The organism is Ruegeria sp. AB9 (assembly GCF_056542585.1).
The window spans coordinates 22,716-40,304 of the sequence record NZ_JBQGAA010000009.1 but is presented as its reverse complement, the minus strand read 5'-3'; the positions used below and the strand labels follow the sequence as shown (position 1 = coordinate 40,304).

General features: G+C 55.5%; 21 protein-coding genes and 1 pseudogene. 10 read left to right on the top strand and 12 right to left on the bottom strand.

Annotation, left to right across the window (positions count from 1 at the left end):
• Nucleotides 1-4: 4 nt before the first annotated feature.
• From mnmE to ACR0K5_RS17015, 3 genes are all read right to left on the bottom strand, one after another.
• A complete protein-coding gene (gene mnmE / locus ACR0K5_RS17025; protein ID WP_480630844.1) occupies nucleotides 5-1,291 on the bottom strand; it encodes a tRNA uridine-5-carboxymethylaminomethyl(34) synthesis GTPase MnmE in 1,287 nt (428 codons plus the stop codon).
• A gap of 31 nt (nucleotides 1,292-1,322) precedes the next feature.
• The gene (rho, locus tag ACR0K5_RS17020) at nucleotides 1,323-2,594 is read right to left on the bottom strand and encodes a transcription termination factor Rho (protein WP_480630843.1); all 1,272 of its coding nucleotides are present in this window, start codon (nucleotides 2,592-2,594) and stop codon (nucleotides 1,323-1,325) included.
• A 122-nt stretch (nucleotides 2,595-2,716) separates the two neighbouring features.
• Nucleotides 2,717-3,166, bottom strand: a complete 450-nt coding sequence (locus ACR0K5_RS17015; protein WP_480630842.1) for a CopD family protein — start codon at nucleotides 3,164-3,166, stop codon at nucleotides 2,717-2,719.
• A gap of 404 nt (nucleotides 3,167-3,570) precedes the next feature.
• Here ACR0K5_RS17015 and ACR0K5_RS17010 point away from each other — a divergent pair, with 404 nt between their 5' ends.
• Genes ACR0K5_RS17010 through dnaQ form a run of 4 tightly spaced genes read left to right on the top strand, consistent with a single transcriptional unit; the run spans nucleotide 3,571 to nucleotide 6,305 of the window.
• Nucleotides 3,571-4,170 carry a Maf family protein gene (locus ACR0K5_RS17010; protein WP_480630841.1) on the top strand — a complete coding sequence of 200 codons (600 nt, stop codon included), beginning with the start codon at nucleotides 3,571-3,573 and terminating at the stop codon, nucleotides 4,168-4,170.
• Entirely contained in the window at nucleotides 4,167-5,000 is an 834-nt protein-coding gene (locus tag ACR0K5_RS17005; protein WP_480630840.1) for a shikimate dehydrogenase, read from the top strand. Before ACR0K5_RS17010 ends, ACR0K5_RS17005 begins: the two co-directional genes overlap by 4 nt.
• On the top strand, nucleotides 4,997-5,590 hold the full coding sequence (gene coaE / locus ACR0K5_RS17000; RefSeq protein ID WP_480630839.1) for a dephospho-CoA kinase: 594 nt from the start codon (nucleotides 4,997-4,999) through the stop codon (nucleotides 5,588-5,590). Before ACR0K5_RS17005 ends, coaE begins: the two co-directional genes overlap by 4 nt.
• The gene (gene dnaQ / locus ACR0K5_RS16995; RefSeq protein WP_480630838.1) at nucleotides 5,583-6,305 is read left to right on the top strand and encodes a DNA polymerase III subunit epsilon; all 723 of its coding nucleotides are present in this window, start codon (nucleotides 5,583-5,585) and stop codon (nucleotides 6,303-6,305) included. Before coaE ends, dnaQ begins: the two co-directional genes overlap by 8 nt.
• Nucleotides 6,306-6,328: 23 nt before the next feature.
• Here the strand turns inward: dnaQ and secB are convergent, their stop codons facing one another.
• A complete protein-coding gene (gene secB / locus ACR0K5_RS16990) occupies nucleotides 6,329-6,829 on the bottom strand; it encodes a protein-export chaperone SecB (RefSeq protein WP_480630837.1) in 501 nt (166 codons plus the stop codon).
• 54 nt (nucleotides 6,830-6,883) lie between these two features.
• The gene (locus ACR0K5_RS16985) at nucleotides 6,884-7,384 is read right to left on the bottom strand and encodes an FxsA family protein (RefSeq protein ID WP_480630836.1); all 501 of its coding nucleotides are present in this window, start codon (nucleotides 7,382-7,384) and stop codon (nucleotides 6,884-6,886) included.
• A 108-nt stretch (nucleotides 7,385-7,492) separates the two neighbouring features.
• Between ACR0K5_RS16985 and ACR0K5_RS16980 the strand changes: the two genes are divergently transcribed.
• From ACR0K5_RS16980 to ACR0K5_RS16970, 3 genes are read left to right on the top strand one after another with little or no spacing between them, the layout of a single operon-like run.
• Nucleotides 7,493-8,152: a Tim44/TimA family putative adaptor protein gene (locus ACR0K5_RS16980; protein ID WP_480630835.1), complete on the top strand. Its 660-nt coding sequence runs from the start codon at nucleotides 7,493-7,495 to the stop codon at nucleotides 8,150-8,152.
• Nucleotides 8,149-9,189, top strand: a complete 1,041-nt coding sequence (gene mltA, locus ACR0K5_RS16975) for a murein transglycosylase A (RefSeq protein WP_480630834.1) — start codon at nucleotides 8,149-8,151, stop codon at nucleotides 9,187-9,189. The genes ACR0K5_RS16980 and mltA overlap by 4 nt, the downstream gene beginning before the upstream one ends.
• Nucleotides 9,189-9,776 carry a Smr/MutS family protein gene (locus ACR0K5_RS16970; RefSeq protein WP_480630833.1) on the top strand — a complete coding sequence of 196 codons (588 nt, stop codon included), beginning with the start codon at nucleotides 9,189-9,191 and terminating at the stop codon, nucleotides 9,774-9,776. The genes mltA and ACR0K5_RS16970 overlap by 1 nt, the downstream gene beginning before the upstream one ends.
• Here the strand turns inward: ACR0K5_RS16970 and ACR0K5_RS16965 are convergent.
• From ACR0K5_RS16965 to hslU, 3 genes are all read right to left on the bottom strand, one after another.
• Complete coding sequence (locus ACR0K5_RS16965; protein ID WP_480630832.1) at nucleotides 9,773-10,993, bottom strand: MFS transporter; 1,221 nt, start codon at nucleotides 10,991-10,993, stop codon at nucleotides 9,773-9,775. The genes ACR0K5_RS16970 and ACR0K5_RS16965 overlap by 4 nt on opposite strands.
• Entirely contained in the window at nucleotides 10,990-12,090 is a 1,101-nt protein-coding gene (locus ACR0K5_RS16960; protein WP_480630831.1) for an alpha/beta hydrolase, read from the bottom strand. Before ACR0K5_RS16960 ends, ACR0K5_RS16965 begins: the two co-directional genes overlap by 4 nt.
• 98 nt (nucleotides 12,091-12,188) lie before the next feature.
• Nucleotides 12,189-13,496, bottom strand: a complete 1,308-nt coding sequence (gene hslU / locus ACR0K5_RS16955; protein ID WP_480630830.1) for an ATP-dependent protease ATPase subunit HslU — start codon at nucleotides 13,494-13,496, stop codon at nucleotides 12,189-12,191.
• Between the two features lie 198 nt (nucleotides 13,497-13,694).
• On the opposite strand from hslU, the gene ACR0K5_RS16950 reads away from it, so the two are divergent.
• Together ACR0K5_RS16950 and ACR0K5_RS16945 are read left to right on the top strand one after the other, a co-directional pair.
• Entirely contained in the window at nucleotides 13,695-14,093 is a 399-nt protein-coding gene (locus ACR0K5_RS16950) for a DM13 domain-containing protein (RefSeq protein WP_480630829.1), read from the top strand.
• A 106-nt stretch (nucleotides 14,094-14,199) separates the two neighbouring features.
• On the top strand, nucleotides 14,200-15,441 hold the full coding sequence (locus tag ACR0K5_RS16945; protein WP_480630828.1) for an MFS transporter: 1,242 nt from the start codon (nucleotides 14,200-14,202) through the stop codon (nucleotides 15,439-15,441).
• Here ACR0K5_RS16945 and hslV read toward each other — a convergent pair.
• Nucleotides 15,433-15,990 (bottom strand): ATP-dependent protease subunit HslV, encoded by a 558-nt coding sequence (gene hslV, locus ACR0K5_RS16940; protein ID WP_480630827.1) that lies wholly within the window; start codon nucleotides 15,988-15,990, stop codon nucleotides 15,433-15,435. The two genes, ACR0K5_RS16945 and hslV, sit on opposite strands and share 9 nt — an antisense overlap.
• Nucleotides 15,991-16,187: 197 nt before the next feature.
• Here hslV and ACR0K5_RS16935 point away from each other — a divergent pair, with 197 nt between their 5' ends.
• A complete protein-coding gene (locus tag ACR0K5_RS16935) occupies nucleotides 16,188-16,382 on the top strand; it encodes a DUF1127 domain-containing protein (protein ID WP_480630826.1) in 195 nt (64 codons plus the stop codon).
• 62 nt (nucleotides 16,383-16,444) lie between these two features.
• On the opposite strand, the gene ACR0K5_RS16930 is transcribed toward ACR0K5_RS16935, so the two are convergent.
• The 3 genes and pseudogenes from ACR0K5_RS16930 to trxA all read right to left on the bottom strand — a co-directional run.
• On the bottom strand, nucleotides 16,445-16,807 hold the full coding sequence (locus ACR0K5_RS16930; RefSeq protein WP_480630825.1) for a Lin0512 family protein: 363 nt from the start codon (nucleotides 16,805-16,807) through the stop codon (nucleotides 16,445-16,447).
• Nucleotides 16,804-17,154 carry a Lin0512 family protein gene (locus ACR0K5_RS16925; protein WP_480630824.1) on the bottom strand — a complete coding sequence of 117 codons (351 nt, stop codon included), beginning with the start codon at nucleotides 17,152-17,154 and terminating at the stop codon, nucleotides 16,804-16,806. The genes ACR0K5_RS16930 and ACR0K5_RS16925 overlap by 4 nt, the downstream gene beginning before the upstream one ends.
• Nucleotides 17,155-17,229: 75 nt before the next feature.
• Nucleotides 17,230-17,568: pseudogene (trxA, locus tag ACR0K5_RS16920) on the bottom strand (thioredoxin); the annotation flags it as partial.
• Between the last annotated feature and the right edge of the window lie 21 nt (nucleotides 17,569-17,589).

Genomic DNA, 17,589 nt, shown 5'->3' with positions numbered 1-17,589 from the left:
CTCCTTATTTTCCTAAACAGAAGCTGGAGAAGATTTCGTCCAGCAGCGTTTCGACATCTATTCTACCCACCAGAGATTCAAGAGCGCGAATAGCGGTTCTCAGCTCCTCTGCAGCGATATCATACAGGTCCGGACCTGATTCCAGAACCGAGATTGCGGATTTCAGTGAGTCCAATGCCCTGTTGATTGCAGCGCGATGGCGTTCCCGTGTTGCAATACCATGGGTGGTAGATCTTTCACTCAGCACATACGAAATCTGGTTCACGAGCGCATCTATACCCTGCCCTGTTTTCCCAGACACGCCCTGATCATCAATACCCCGAAGGTCAGCTTTAGGAAGAACATGAATGTCCCCATCTTGCATCTTCACCCCCAAGTCTTCCGGTATTTCCGACAGGAAAACGCGTAGATCGGCGGCCTCAGCTCTGCTGCGCGCTAGCTCGATGCCCAGGTTTTCGACATGATCTTCGGTCTCTCGCAACCCTGCCGTATCCAGCAAGGTCACCGGCAATCCGGCCAGATCCATACGAACTTCAATCACATCCCGCGTGGTCCCCGCGTATTCCGAGGTGATAGCGGCCTCACGACCTGCCAACGCATTCAGAAGAGTGGATTTTCCCGCATTCGGAAGACCAACGATAGCGACCTCAAACCCGGTGCGTATTCGCTCGGCAATTTTCACACCATCTGCCTCGCGGCGAAGGTCCGACATAACACCTTGGATCAGCTTACGCACTTCCGGCGTCACATCCGTCGGAACATCTTCATCAGCAAAGTCGATGACAGCTTCCAACAGAGACGCGGCCCGTATCAAATCCCGACGCCACCGCTCTGCCAAGGTGCCCAGCTCTCCTGCCAAAATGGTTTGAGCTTGTTTCCGTTGCGCCTCGGTTTCTGCATCGATGAGATCGGCCAGACCTTCGACCTGCGTCAGGTCCATCTTACCGTTTTCAAGCGCCCGACGCGTGAATTCGCCAGGTTCGGCAATACGTAGCCCGTCAGTATCCGACAAGCATCGCAGCACAGCGTTGACCGACGCCGTACTTCCATGGATCTGAAGCTCAGCCACATCCTCTCCAGTGAAACTGGCCGGGGCCTGGAATGTCAAAACCAGCCCGTCGTCCAATCGCGCTCTGTCCTGATCCTGTAGAGTACGCAGGACCATGCCGCGTTTGGGCAGCACGCTTCCAGTCAAGCGCTCTGCTGCAAAATGGGAATCGGGACCAGAGAGGCGGATAACCGCCACCCCGGCTTTGCCTTGCGCGCTGGCCAAGGCGAATATCGTATCCATTCGAAGGCCTCGCTTAGGTCCAAGACCTGTATCAGGTGTTCATCGAATCGAAGAACTCACCGTTTGTCTTGGTTTGCTTTAACTTGGACAATAGGAACTCGATTGCATCGGTGGTGCCCATCGGGTTGAGGATGCGGCGAAGAACGAAGGTTTTGGCCAGATCGCCCTTGTCGACCAGCAGATCCTCTTTCCGGGTGCCGGATTTGAGGATGTCGATTGCCGGGAACACACGTTTATCTGCGATCTTGCGATCCAGAACGATTTCCGAGTTACCGGTGCCTTTGAATTCTTCGAAGATAACCTCGTCCATCCGGCTGCCGGTATCGATCAGTGCGGTGGCGATGATGGTCAGCGAACCACCTTCTTCAATGTTTCGCGCGGCACCAAAGAATCGCTTGGGTCGCTGAAGGGCGTTGGCGTCCACACCACCAGTCAGAACTTTACCCGAGGATGGCACCACGGTGTTAAACGCCCTACCAAGTCTTGTGATAGAGTCGAGGAGAATAACAACATCTCGTTTATGTTCGACCAGACGCTTGGCTTTTTCGATGACCATCTCAGACACAGCCACATGGCGCGTTGCGGGTTCGTCGAAGGTCGAGGAGACAACCTCACCCTTCACCGAACGCTGCATGTCGGTCACTTCTTCCGGGCGTTCGTCAATCAGCAAGACGATCAGGTAGCACTCAGGGTGGTTTTGTTCGATCGAATGCGCGATATTCTGCAAGATCACCGTTTTACCGGTCCGTGGCGGTGCCACGATCAGCGAACGCTGGCCTTTACCGATGGGCGAGACCAGATCGATCACACGAGCAGACTTGTCCTTGATGGTGGGATCTTCGATCTCCATCTTCAGACGCTCATCGGGATAGAGCGGTGTCAGGTTGTCGAACAGAATTTTGTGCTTGGCTTTCTCAGGCTCTTCAAAGTTGATCTTGGTAACCTTGATCAGCGCGAAATAGCGTTCATTCTCGTCCGGCGCTTTGATGTCGCCTTCAACTGTATCCCCTGTGCGCAGCGAGTGCTGGCGGATCATGTCAGGCGAGACATAAATGTCATCCGGGCCCGGCAGATAGTTCGCTTCGGGCGAACGTAGGAAACCGAAACCGTCCTGAAGCACCTCCAGCACGCCATCGCCGCCAACGGTCCAGCCTTCATCCGCTCGTTCGCGCAGAATCTGGAACATCATTTCGCCTTTACGCATGGTCGAGGCGTTTTCGATTTCCAGCTCTTCGGCCATCGCCAGAAGGTCTTTGGGGCTTTTGGCCTTCAGATCGGCCAGATTCAGAGAGTCTGTTGTCATTATACAAACCTTCACCGCAGAAATCGCGGCACGAAGTGAAATTTCAGTACGGAAGATACACCGCCCGGACGGGCGTGTTGACCCTTACATAAGCTCAGCGTGGTGCGAAGTCAAACAGGCCCTCAGAACTTCAGAACGACCGCCAGAACGATTGCAACCATTAAAACGGTCGGGACCTCATTCATCATGCGATACTGCCGCCCAGTGAGCTTGTTTCGCCCTTCAAGGAAATCCTTGCGTCGTGCCATCAGCCAGTGATGGAACCAGGTCATACCAATGACGGCCGCACCCTTTACCCACGGCCAGGTCCAATCCCATCCGACAATGCCTGGCGTGAAGACCATGATCAGACCGCAAACCCACGCGACTATCATCGCCGGGCCCATGATTACGCGCAGCAGTTTTTCTTCCATTTCAAAGAAGATTTCCTGCGCACCGTCGACTGATTGCGCTTTCTCGACGTGGTAAACGAACAGTCTGGGCAAATAGAACAAACCTGCCATCCATGAGATCACGGCCATGATATGGAGTGACTTCACCCACGGGTACAGCGTGAAAAGAAGATCGGTCATTTTGGCTCCGGACATTGCTCGAAACTCTCCCTAATAAAAAAATAAGAAAAGAAAAAGGAAGATGGTTTTGTAGGGTGAGCAAAATCCGTGGATTACTTTTTTACACAAGTGTTTTCCCCAGGTGGACGGAAAGGCAGATTTTTCCCATAATTCTGTTGATATGGGATTTTTTATAATAATATCAGGTAGTTATATATAATTGGATGGATGAAATTTGGGGATAACTGTTTGGGTATCTCGGGAGATCAGGGTTATCCCAAGAACCAGACTTATTCTTGTCCCGGCTGGACGGGATTTGAGCGACTCGAGGATCTTTGCCGCGAAATTCGCAGGGTTGCGTGTCAACCGGAAAACCATACAAAGCACCCCAGAACTTTCATCGATTTGCACACGGGGTTTTCCACATGTCTGTCCCCATTCTTCTTGCTTCCGGATCCACCATACGCGCGCAGCTGCTTGAAAATGCAGGTGTACCGTTCACGGTTCAAACAGCGCGCGTGGATGAAGAGACGGCCAAGCGCGCCTTATTGGCTGAAAACGCATCACCACGGGAAATTGCCGATGCACTCGCAGAAATGAAAGCGCGGAAGGTCAGTGACAAGAATCCCGATGTCATGGTTCTGGGATGTGATCAGGTTCTGGATTTTGACGGTCAGCTACTGTCGAAACCGGAAACCCCGGAACAGGCACTGGCTCAGCTGAAAGCCATGCGCGGCAAACGGCACATGCTTTTGTCCGCGGCGGTCATCTATCGGGATGGTGAGCCTATCTGGCGGCATGTGGGACAGGTGCGGTTACGGATGCGGGCCAGTTCCGATGCCTATCTGAAAGACTATGTTGCGCGGAACTGGGACAGCATCCGACATGCCGTCGGAGCCTATAAACTGGAAGAAGAAGGCGTCCGCCTGTTCGCTACCATTGACGGCGACTATTTTAACGTTTTGGGTATGCCCCTGTTGGAGCTTCTCAACTTTCTGGCTGTCAAAGGGGTAATCGATCAATGACGGACTATCGGGTTCCTTTGGCCGGAGTAATAGGGCATCCCATCGGGCATTCGCGTTCCCCTAAATTACATGGCCATTGGCTGAAAACCTACGGTCTGGCCGGTCACTATATCCCGATGGATGTGGCGCCTGCCGATCTTGAAACTGTACTGCACACCCTGCCCAAAGCGGGTTTTGTTGGGGCCAATGTTACCGTTCCCCACAAAGAGGCAGCCTTGAAGATCGCGGATCATGTGTCTGATCGCGCAACGGTGATAGGTGCTGCGAACACTCTGGTGTTTCGCGAAGATGGCTCAATCCATGCAGACAATACGGATGGGTACGGGTTCATGGAGAACCTGCGCAATGGTGCACCGGACTGGAATGCAAAGGACGGACCGGCCGTTGTGTTCGGGGCCGGAGGGGCAGCGCGCGCCGTTCTGCAAGCGTTGTCTGATGCAGGTGTGCCAGAGATCCTGCTGACCAACCGGACACGCGCCCGCGCGGATCATCTTAAAGAAGAATTTGGTCAGCGCATCCGCGTGGTTGATTGGGTTCAGGCTGGAAATGTCATCGAAAATGCAGAGCTCGTGGTAAACACGACATCGTTGGGAATGCAGGGCCAACCGGAACTGCGGGTTCCACTTGATGGGTTGCAGCCCGGCGCCGTGGTGACCGATCTGGTCTATGCGCCTTTGACAACCCGCCTACTGAAAACCGCAGCAGAGGCAGGATGCACCACAGTCGATGGTTTGGGCATGTTGTTGCATCAGGCGGTTCCCGGTTTCGAACGCTGGTTCGGCGTGCGCCCCGAAGTTGATGCGGACACGCGCGCGGCGGCATTGGCATGAGTTTTGCGCTTGGCCTGACCGGTTCCATCGGTATGGGGAAAAGTACCACCGCGCAGATGTTCGTCGAAGAAGGCTGCGCGTTGTGGGATGCGGATGCGGCGGTGCATAGGTTGTACGCGACCGGAGGTGCCGCGGTTGAACCAGTGCGTGCAGCCTTCCCTGCTTCGATTAAAGATGGGGTCGTCAGCCGAGACGCGCTGAAACAGATTATCGCAACTGATCCCGCCGCGTTGAAAATCATTGAGGCGATTGTACATCCCCTGGTCGCTGCTGACCGTGCAGCGTTTCGTGACAATGCGACAAACGATATCTTGGTGTTCGACATACCGCTCCTGTTTGAAACGGGTGGCGATACAAAGATGGATGCCGTCGCCTGCGTTTCGATTCCGGAGGACGAACAAAAACGACGTGTCATGGATCGTGGAACAATGACCGAGGCGCAGTTCGAACAGATCCGTTCCAAGCAAATGCCGAATGAGGAAAAATGCGCGCGGTCGGATTTCGTGATTGTGACCGACACTCTGGACCACGCCCGCGTGCAGGTGCAGGATGTAGTAAAGCAGATACGGGCGGGGATGGCTGATGCGTGAGATTGTACTCGATACCGAAACCACTGGATTCGATCCCGAAGGCGGTGATCGGATCGTGGAAATCGGTGCCGTTGAACTGTGGAATCACGTCGCAACGGGTGAGACCTATCACGTCTATATCAACCCCGAACGTTCCATGCCGGAAGAGGCGTTTGGTGTGCATGGCATCGGACCAGACCTGCTGGAAAACCCGCGCCCACCGGAAAAGGGTGAAGTGACGCTGAAAGACAAGCCGGTTTTCGCCAAAGTTGGTCACGGTTTTCGCGAATTTGTTGGGGATGCGCGACTGGTGATCCACAACGCCTCGTTCGACATGAAGTTCCTGAACGCCGAACTGAAATGGATGGGTGCCCCGCTCATCCCGATGGAACAGGCGTTGGATACGCTGGCGATAGCGCGTAAACGGTTCCCCGGTTCCCCGGCATCATTGGATGCGTTGTGTCGCCGCTTCAATATCGACAATTCGAATCGCGTTCTGCATGGCGCGTTGCTCGACTCCGAAATTTTGGCTGAGGTTTATCTTGAGCTGATTGGTGGACGACAGCCCGATTTTGGCTTGTCGACATCTGCATCTTCTGCGGCAGGCGGCAGCGATGATTGGCGACCGACACCGCGTGCCGCACCGCTGCCATCCCGAATTACCGAGGATGAACGCGCAGCACATGAAGCTTTCGTGGAAAAACTGGGCGACAGCGCCCTGTGGACCCGTGCCTGATCCGGTCAGGCACGGGTCAAAACTTAAGCGTCTGCCTTCTGGGCCTGTTCGGCCTGACGCCGCATCAATTCGTTGCGATACAGTGCGACGAAATCGATATTGTCCAGGTTTACCGGCGGGAAGCCGCCATCGCGGGTGATGTCGCTGACGATGCGGCGCAGGAACGGAAACAGCATCCGCGGGCATTCGATCATCAGGAACGGGTGCAGCTGATCTTCCGGCACACCTTCCACGTGGAACAGGCCGCAATAGTCCAGCTCACACAAGAACAGGACATCTTCCATGCCTTTGGCTTTGGAAGTCAGGTTCAGCTTGATCGACACCTCGAACTGGTGGTCTGCGGGGCGTTTCTTGGCGTCAAGATTCACCTGAACCGCGATTTCGGGCTGCACGTCCCCTGACACGCCCTTTTGCGCCATCACGTTCTCAAAGGACATATCGCGGATGAACTGTCCCAGAACACGCATCTGAACCTGCGGGGCGGCTTGGGCCGCAGTGTTTTCTGCAGTGTTTTCTTCGGCCATGGATCTACTCCAAAAATGAAATTCGCCACTGCTTATCAAGTTGGGCGCGGCACCTCAATGCTGGTGGGGCCCTTCTACCCATTTAGACGGCTTTGACGGATCTTTTTTCGGGCGAACTTCGGTGTAGTCTCCATCAATGATGTCACCTTGTTCGAAGGGATTGCCCTTTGACTGAAAACCGGGACCCGGGCCCATATGAAATTGGGCTACGGTGATTTTCGATTTCAGATACCTGAAAACGCCAACCCGAACGCCCGGTACAAGTAATGCAAATCCAATAGCATCGGTAAAAAATCCCGGCGTCAGCAACAAAGCGCCCGACAAAAGGATCATTGCACCATGAGCCAGCGGTTCGGTCGGATCATCCAGTTCTGCAAATGAACGCTGCAGATTTCCCAGTGCCATGCGACCTTGTGTCCGCACCAAAACCGTGCCCAAAACCGCTGTCAGCACTACGATGGCAAGGGTTGGCCACAAGCCAATCAACCCGCCAACCTGAATAAACAGCGCGATCTCGATGATGGGCACCAACAAAAATGCCAAGAACAGATACATTTGCGTTATCCTTTCCCTAAGGCCGGGCTGTGGACTTGCCACCCACGGTCACCTACATAGTGGCATGAGGCCGCGTATACAAAGCCGCGGTTTTGAAAAGAGGATGAAATGAACGAACCCATGATCCAGCTGTTGGTCCTGGCCGGAATTGCCGTTTTCCTGATCCTGCGCCTCAGAAGCGTATTGGGCACGCGTGAAGGTTTTGAAAAACCGCCTGTGCAGCAACAGCCCGAAGCGCATAAATCGCGCCGCGATTTCGAGGTGATCGAAGGCGGTCCGGATCATGACATCACCGACCATGTCGAAGAAGACAGCGAACAGGCGCAAACCTTGACAGCGATGAAACGCGTTGAACCCGGTTTTTCTGTCAGTGAGTTCGTTCAGGGTGCGCGCGGTGCCTATGAATTAATCGTGATGGGGTTCGAAAAGGGAAACCTGGACGAAATCCAACCGTTCCTGTCGGAAGAAGTTTTTGAGTCCTTCGTTGCAGGTGTGGCTGCGCGTGAGGATCAGGGTCTGACGATCGAAGCTGAATTTATCGGCGTACGAGAAACAGCCCTGACAGATGTGAAATTAGACAAGGATACCAATCAGGCCGAGATCACCATGAAATTCGTGGGCGAACTGACCTCGGTCGTGCGGGATCGCGGTGGTGACATCATCGAAGGCAACCCGAACACCGTGAAACGCCAAAAGGACAGCTGGACCTTTGCCCGCGTGATGGGCAAGGACGATCCGAACTGGCTGCTTGTCGCCACGGACGCATGATTGCCACGCTCCGGTCGCTATTTCTGGTGGGCGCAATGACTGCCGCTAGCGCTGCCGGAGCCGAGGCAACGCGATCCATTCTGTCGTTTGATGATCTGCAGGGCTGGGCCGAGGATGACCACGGTGCAGCCCTTTCGGTCTTTCTGAACACGTGCGGGGATCTGAAGGATCCGGATTGGCGTGCTCTTTGTGGTGTAGCCAAAACCTATGATGCGGACGCGGCCCGGGCGTTCTTTGAACTCTTCTTTCGACCCGTTTTGGTAGAGGATGGCGAGGACGCCCTGTTCACCGGGTATTTCGAGCCCGAACTCGATGGAGCGCGCACCCGGTCTGATCGTTTTAAATACCCCATCTACAAGATGCCGCCCGAGGCCCGCGCCGAGGGGCCTTGGTTGAGCCGGCGTGAAATCCTGACCGGTGAAGTGATGCAAGGTCGCGGGCTGGAGATTGCCTGGGTCGATGACCCTGTTGAGTTGTTTTTTCTACAAATTCAAGGCTCGGGCCGCGTTCGATTACCGGATGGGGGTGCCTTGCGCGTAGGATATGGCGGTGCGAATGGTCACCCCTACCGGTCAATCGGTGTAGAGCTGGTCCGGCGCGGTATTCTGGGCTCGCACGAGGTCAGCGCTCAGATGATCCGCGCCTGGGTCCGCAAAAACCCCGAGGCCGGCGCGGAATTGCTGTTTCACAACCCGTCATACGTGTTCTTCCGCGAAGTTTCGCGTGTCGCGCCCGAGCTTGGACCATTGGGTGCCATGAACCGATCTGTCACGACCATGCGCAGCATTGCGGCCGATCCGGCCTATACCCCGCTGGGCGCACCGGTTTGGGTGGAAAAGGACGGCAAGAAACCGTTGCGCCGCCTGATGATTGCGCAGGATACTGGTGCAGCCATAAAAGGTGCGCAAAGGGCCGACATCTTTTTCGGAACGGGCGACGAAGCAGGGCAAGCCGCAGGCAAGCTGAAAGATCCGGGCAGGATGGTGGTTCTGTTGCCTATCCAGCGTGCCTACGCCTTATTGCCGGATGAATTCTGATGACCCGGCGCAAACTGACGAGCGAAGAGATCGAGCTGTGGCGCAAGGTCGCCAAACATACTGAGCGGCTACACCCGGAAATCCCGCAGACGGTCCATCCGACGTCCTTGCCGAAACCCAAGCCCAAGAAAACCCCGAAACCCCGGTTTGAGACATTCGAACTTGGGCAGACCGATCAGGTGAAACCGAAGCCGAACGATCTGAAGCCATCGGTGACGGACGCGCTGCGCAAAGCACCGGTTCAGATGGATACCAAAGCTTTTGGCCGGATGAAGCGCGGCAAGCTGAAACCCGAAGGCAAGCTGGACCTGCATGGTATGCGGGTCGATACGGCCCATCCCGCGCTGATCCGATTTGTCCTGAGTGCGCAGGCACAGGGTAAGCGTTTGGTTCTGATCGTGACCGGCAAGGGTAAGGACCGGGACGAACCCGGCCCGATCCCGACGCCGCGCGGCGTTCTGCGTAATCAGGTGCCTCACTGGTTGTCGATCCCGCCGTTGGCGCAGGCAGTAATGCAGGTCACGCCTGCCCATATCAGCCATGGTGGCGATGGCGCTTATTACGTGTATCTCAGACGTGTGCGCTAAAGATCACGTCGGGCGCGGGAAATCCCGACCCAAACCAGACTGCTTACCAGCACGAAGAACACGCCAATCCAAATGAACTGAGTGTTCAGCGATACGCCGAGGTCAATCAGAACCCCGGTCAGGCCCGGACCAATGGCCGATCCCAGTACCAGAACAGCTGCTGCCATTGCCTTGATGGCGCCGATATGCCGGGTGCCATAGAACTCCGCCCAGAACGCACTGGGCAAAGTGCTGTTCGCCCCAACGGTCAAGGCCAGAAAGATCAACCCAATTGTCGCACCGCTGATGGAGTTGGTGATGCCCAGAACGACAAATCCAACCGCCATCGGGAGCTGATAGTATGGCATGATGCGCGCAGTGCCCCATTTGTCCAAAGCCCAGCCCGCAGCAAACAGTGACAGTAGCGATACAGCAGTATAGATCGGAAACAGCGCTACCAGTTGAATATGCTGCCAACCTTTCACATCGGCAAAATAGACCTGATGGAAGAAAAACGCGGTGATGAATGCCGATGGCCCAAGGACCGATGGCACCATGAACCAGAACAAGGGGTGGAACAGGGCGTCGCGGCGGCTCCAATGACGGCCCAGCATACCAGTGGCGAATGAGTCGCTGGCAAGGCTTTGCGGTGTTCGTTCGTCGCGCAGTAAGCGCATTAGCATGGGAATGCCTAATAACGTTACACCCGCTGCAACGATCCACAACCAGCGCCAGTCCAGAAAAAACATCGCCGCGACAAAGATCAGCGGCAGTAAGGCTTCACCGATCGCATACCCCGTCGAGGCAATGGAAAGCGCTTTGCCCCGCGTGACCGTAAACCATCGCGCCATGGCAACAACGGCCAGGTGCGTGCTCATCCCCTGACCGAACAAACGCAACAGAAAGATTACAGCTGGCAACAGCAGCAGCCAGCTATTCAGTGCCATGGCAAAGGCAGCTAGGGCCAACCCTGCAAGAACGATCGGACCCAAAACCCGGACGCGGAAGATGTCCGTCAACCCTCCGGCCCAGATCATCACAATGGCGGAAACGGTTGTTCCCAACGTGTAAAGCCCACCCCAGGCTCCATGGCTGAGGCCGAATTCTGCGCGAATTTCACCCGCGAAGACTGAGATGAAAAAGGTCTGCCCAAAGCTGGACAGAAATGTCAGCAAAACACCGGCACCAAGCCAGGTTGCGTTGTCCCACAGATACTGACGCAGGTTGAACCGCGTCACGGAGAGCTGACCTGCGCCTGCCCTGTTTCTGTCAGTACAATTTCAGTGGCACCATCGGGATTGCGTTCGCTTGGTGGCACCAGAATGTCGATTGCCGGTCGGTCTTCCCGCCCGAAGGTATTGTTAACACGTCGTAACGAGCTGAGGATCGACAACAAGGCCGGGGAGGTTGCGGCAACGAAATGCGAGGATGCTGCGTCGCTGTTGAATGCGGTTGTATCGATCACGCTGATCGGGAATTCCTTGAGTGAGTCAATAGAACTGATGTTACCTAAGCGCTGACCCTCATCAGTGCCGCGCAAGCGGCCTGAGATGTTCAGGATCTTGTCCTTTCGGGACACCATTACGAGGAACGGATCGGGTGGGTTGTCGATACGTTTCATCTGCGATCGAAACAGATCGAGATCCAGATCGGGTGAGATCAGCACGACCCCTTCGATATTTCGTTTGGCCCAGCCGGGTTCCTGAAGTTCAGCTTGCCGCATCATTTCCATCGACAAGGCACCACCCATGGAATGTGCGACTAAAATAACGCGTTTGACACCCATGGATTTCAGTTCGCGTATGGTCTGCTCCAACCCGTCGCGGGCAAACAGCATGCTGTCCAGGTCATAGGCATATCCATAGCCAGTTGCACGGCTTGGCCACGAATAGACCAGTGTCGATCCGGGTAGACCGATGTCATGTGTCAGTTGGGCCGCGCGAAAGATTGTTTCGGTCTGGGTCGAGTTGTAGCCGTGCACGAAAATCGTGACGTCATCCTGACCTCGTAGATGTTTGTGCAGCCCCTGCGGTCCATCCAATTCGGTCACATCTGCCAGAACGAACTCTTTCTGCGGATTTGGGTTCGCATATGAGAACCGAAGCGTGCCTGGAGTATGCGTTGGTGGGATCGATACCGTCGTTTCCAAAAACTTGAGCGTTTCTCCGCGTCGGAACCCATAGGATCCGTCGGCCTCACGCGCGCGGGTGGTGCTTGCGAAGATGGTTTCGGGTGTGCCGACATTCACAGCACCGGGCACAACCTCGGAAACCGTCCGGTCGACGCAGGCGCTGAGCGAAAGGGATACGAATAGAATGATGAAATAGCGCAGCACGGGTCAGCCTTCCGGGTGAATCGTGCTTACGCTATCGTATTCTAGCCCAACGTCCAGCACGGCGAGACGAAAACAACGGCAAAAAACGGCTGGGCGTGTTACAAAACGTAACGGCTCAGGTCTGAGGACTTGGTCAATTCACCAAGGTTGTCGCTGACGAATTGCGCATCAACGGTGATTTCCGTACCGGCCTTGTCCGGGGCTGCGAAGGACAGTTCTTCGAAAACCCGCTCCATGACAGTATAAAGCCGCCGCGCGCCGATGTTTTCGATGCTCTGGTTCACGTCAGCGGCAATCCGCGCCAGCGCCGCAATGCCATCTTCGGTAAAGCTGACAGTCACCTCTTCTGTGGCCATCAAAGCAGTATATTGCAAAGTCAGTGCGTTGTCGGTCTCGGTCAGGATGCGTACGAAGTCTCCTTCGGTCAGGGCGCGCAGTTCGACACGGATCGGCAGACGCCCCTGCAATTCCGGCAACAGATCCGAAGGTTTGGCAATATGGAATGCGCCCGAGGCGATGAACAGGATATGGTCAGTTTTCACCGGACCGTGCTTGGTCGAAACGGTTGTGCCCTCAATCAAAGGCAGAAGATCGCGTTGCACCCCTTCCCGGCTTACATCGCCGCCGCGGGCGTCGGAACGGGCGCAGACCTTGTCGATCTCATCCAGAAATACAATGCCGTTCTGTTCAACCGATTCCAGCGCGGTGCGGGTGACGGTTTCGTCATCCAGCAGCTTGTCGGCCTCTTCCCCGATCAGCGCGTCATAGCTTTCCGCGACGGTCATGCGTTTCTTGACAGTGCGTCCGCCAAAGGCCTTGCCGAAAATATCGCCCAGATTCATCATACCCATCTGACCGCCCGGCTGCCCCGGAATGTCAAACATCGGCATCGGGTTTGAGGTGTCGGACAGTTCCAGTTCGATCACCGTGTCGTCCAATTCCCCGGCTTTCAGCTTTTTGCGGAACATATCGCGCGTGCCTTCGCGGGCATCTGCACCTGCAATGGCTTCGATCACGCGATCTTCGGCAGCCTGATGGGCCTTGGCCTTGACGTCTTCGCGCATGAACTCGCGGGTTTGCAGGATGGCCGCGTCCGCCAGATCGCGCACGATCTGTTCCACATCGCGGCCGACATAGCCGACTTCGGTGAACTTGGTGGCCTCGACCTTGATGAAAGGTGCGCGGGCCAGTTTGGCCAGGCGACGGCTGATTTCGGTCTTGCCGACACCGGTGGGGCCGATCATCAGGATGTTCTTGGGATAAACTTCTTCCCGGATGTCATCCGACAATTGCTTGCGCCGCCAGCGGTTGCGCAGGGCAACGGCCACAGCACGCTTGGCGTCCTTCTGGCCGATAATGAAGCGATCCAGTTCCGAGACAATCTCGCGCGGGGTCAGGTCGGTCATGTGAGTTCTATCCGGTTGTTTCGCACCGGAACCTAATCATAAGCCACGAAAACACAAGCTGATCACGAAATTCTCACGTCAGCACACGATCTGCACACGGAAATTCGTGAAGATGTGAATCGCTTCGTCAACGAGATGCGCGTCATAAACGAGGTCAATTGGTCAAGCTGACCATGCTTTCTAGGGAGATACCTCATCATGATGACTCGTCGTTCGCTTTTTTTGAATGCTGCCGCTACCAGCGCCGTCCTGACCCTGGTCAGTGCTCAGACCGCTTTGGCGGGCGGTCACAAGGGTCATTTTGAAGGGCTTTCGAACCATGTGACCACCGGCTCTGTTAAACTGGTCAAGAAGGGTGAGCGCTATATTGTTGAGCTGGGTGATGATTTCTCATTGGATGGCGGCCCGGATCCGCGCGTGGCATTGGGCAAGGATGGCACATACGATCCCGATACAAAATTGGGCGCATTGCTGAACCTGACGGGCAAGCAATCCTATGCCGTTCCGCCGACACTGGATACGTCCAAATACAATGAAGTCTATATCTGGTGCGAGGTGGCCAGCGTACCATTGGGTGTCGCCAAGCTGAACAAGTAAGGTGAACTTTCGGGGCAGCTCTGATTTGCCCTGGATGCCTCATTAGGTGCGGCGATCTTCGTCTGCTACACTCGCTCCCGAAAACCTGATTTCGGGGGCGGATTTGATGACAAATATTGCGAAGATTACCCTTTTGTTTGTGGTGTTTGTGGATCTAATCGGACAGGGGCTGGTTTTTCCCATCATCAACTCGCTAATCATGGAAACGAAATCCGGGTTTCTGCCGGAAAACACGCCTGACGGGCGGAGGCACTTCTACTACGGCCTCGTGATCGGGTGCTTTTTTCTGTCGTGGTTTCTGGGCGTTGTTTACGTCTCGAAAGTGTCGGATTCGATTGGGCGCAAGAACGCTTTGCTTGTGTGTCTCGGCGGTGCACTGGCCGGATATGCCCTGACCATTGCGGCACTTTACCTCAACAGCCTTCTTCTGTTGATCGTCGGGCGCTCGATCACCGGATTTACTGCGGGAAACCAGCCTATCGCGCAAGCGGCGATGATTGATGGCAGTACTGATGCGGCAGATCGGGACCGGAACATGGGCTATATCGTGACGGGTGTCAGCTTCGGCCTTGTGGGCGGACCCATTATCGGTGCGGTCTTGTCAGACGCCGCCCTGCTGGGCAGTTTCGCCACGCTGAGAACCCCGTTTTATGGCGCGTTTGTCCTTGTACTGATCGCTATCCTTCTGGTGATGCTCTTCTTCAAAGATACCCGGACTGATCGCGAACCTTTTGTGTTCCGTCCTCGTGACATTACAGACAGCCTGATTGCAGTGCGGGGTCATCCAATGGTGTTGAAGATCCTGCCCGTCTATTCGTTCTTCATGATCGCCAACGTTACCTTTTACGTTTTTGTCGACAATTTCCTGACCAGCGCTTTTGGGTATGGAGTCATCGGCGGCAGTGTGGCGATGGTGGTTATTGGCGTTGCGCTGGCCTTCTCCAGCACGTTCCTGGTGAAACCCGCGCAGGAGAGGTTCAGCAAACACGCGATTATCTACACGTCGCTTGTGACCATGGTGATTTGCGGATTTGCTTTCGCCTTCAGCCCAAGCGGCGTATTCAGCTATGTCCCGGTCTTTTTCTTCTATTTCCTGTTTGGGGTTGCCTACCCCACGATGCTGGGGCTGTTCTCTTCCAGCGTCAGCGAGGCTGATCAGGGTTGGGTCATGGGTGTGACCACTGCTGTTTTCTGCCTGGCAGGCGGGATCATGTCACTCATAGGTGGCGGATTGATGAGCATCGATATCCGCGTGCCCTACTACATCGTGGTTGTCGCAGCGATTATTGGCCTGATCGGCATGCACCGCCGCTGGAAAGGTAAGGAAATCTCGGCTCTGTTAGCCTGAGATGGTTTCCACTGTCAGCTTGCCGTTGGTGTAGACGCAGATGTCGGCAGCGATGGCCATTGCCTGACGCGCGACGTCTTCCGCTGACTTTTCGCTGTCCATCATCGCGCGGGCGGCAGCCAGGGCAAAGTTGCCCCCCGATCCGATGGCAGCCACGTTATGCTCGGGCTCCAACACGTCCCCCGCCCCGGTAATAACAAGCAGGTCTTTGCCATCTGTGACGATCAGCATCGCCTCGAGCTTTTGCAGGTATTTGTCGGTGCGCCAGTCTTTGGCCAGTTCGACCGAGGCGCGGGCCAATTGCCCGGGGGTCGCTTCCAGCTTGGCCTCCAGCCGTTCCAGCAAAGTAAATGCATCCGCAGTCGATCCCGCGAAACCGGCGACGACTTCGAAACCACCGGGGGACAGGCGCCGTACCTTGCGGGCGGTTCCCTTGATTACGGTTTGACCAAGGCTGACTTGCCCATCACCGGCTATGACGATCTGACCGCCTTTCTTGACGCCAATGATCGTCGTACCGTGCCAACCGGGAAAGTCGTTGTCTGCCATGATCGTCTCCGTTTTCGCTGGCGGTATATATGGGCTGGGCCAGAGGTTGGCGCAACCCGTTCTTCAACTGCCCAAAAGATATGCAAGAAATGCAATTCGGGTCTACCAGACCAGCAATTGTGAGTCCGGACGTGCGGGACTACATGAGGCTCACAACCGACAACGGGTCGGCTGTTTCTTCAATAAGGACTGCGCACATGGCAACCACAGCTAACATTCATGCGCCGCTCGGAGCAGCTACCATCCTGCACGTGGCGGACGCTTTCACCAACGTCGTCAACTCTGTTGTCGAATGGAAAGAATCCCGCAAAACCCGCAAGCTTCTGTCGGAACTCAGCGACGCTCAGCTGGACGATATCGGTCTGACCCGCGCGGATATCGCTGATATCTGATCCATCCAACAGATCGCTAATTCGAGACAGCCGCCCGGTCTTCCGAGCGGCTTTTTCATTGTTCAGCTTTGAACGTATTTTCCGGCTAGGTCTGGCAGAAAAGCCTCAATCGCTGCGGTTGCAATCACGTGCCGCGCACCGGCTTGTTCATCTACAACGTCAAGCCCACCTTTGACTGCCCTCACTTCGGCCCTGCCACGGGGCAAGTCAGAGGCAACCAGATCGCAATCCACCTTTTCAGGATCCTGCACGCCGATTGTGACGCTGACGCGCATTTCGGAATGATCAATCCCCAGTTTTGAAAACAGGGTGATGGACGAATGATGCAGCGCGTCCTGCACCGCGCGGCGGGCTGCCTTGGTATAGTCCTGACCGTACAGGTCGTTACCCGTCCCCATTTCCAGAATGATGCGTTTTTCACTCATTTTGCGGGCTCCATGTCGAAAGAAACGATCAGGGCAGCGTTGGCTATGACAGTTCGCCCTTCGCTATGCGGCTTGTCGATGTCCAGTCCGCCTTTTGTGACGGTGATGTTCGGCTGACCATAGGGGAAGACAGCTTTCAGTGCTTCAGTATCGACTTGATCCGGCTGCTGTACCCCAATCTCGGCGTCGATGATCATCGCTTCTTTCGGAAACCCAAACAGTTCGGCCATGTTGACCGAGTTATGCCACAGCGCATCCTTGATCGCCCTCAGTGACGCCTCGGTATAGTCCATTCGGCGCAGGGATGTGCCCATGCCGAACTCTACAAGGACCCGCGTTTTTGCCATTGGTTTCTCCGATGTCTTCAACAAAAAAAGGCGCCCCGATCTGAGGCGCCTTTGAGATAATCTGTTAGGACCAGATCAGATGGATTCGTCGATCCAGCTTTGCAGGGCGGCTTTTGGGGCAGCGCCTGCGCGGTTCGAAACAACCTGACCGTCCTTGAAGATGAACAACGCAGGGATGCCACGTACGCCCATCGCGGCCGCCGCGTTGGGGTTGCTGTCCACATCTACCTTGGCGATTTTCACCTTGTCGCCATACTCGGCCGCCAATTCTTCCAGTGCGGGGCCAATTTGCTTACAGGGGCCACACCACTCGGCCCAGAAGTCCACGACCACGGGAACGGTCGAGTTTTTGACTTCTGCGTCAAAGGTGTCGTCGGTAACGGCTACGGTCGACATATTCTGTCTCCTGAATGGGGTAAACTCGGGAACAGAACG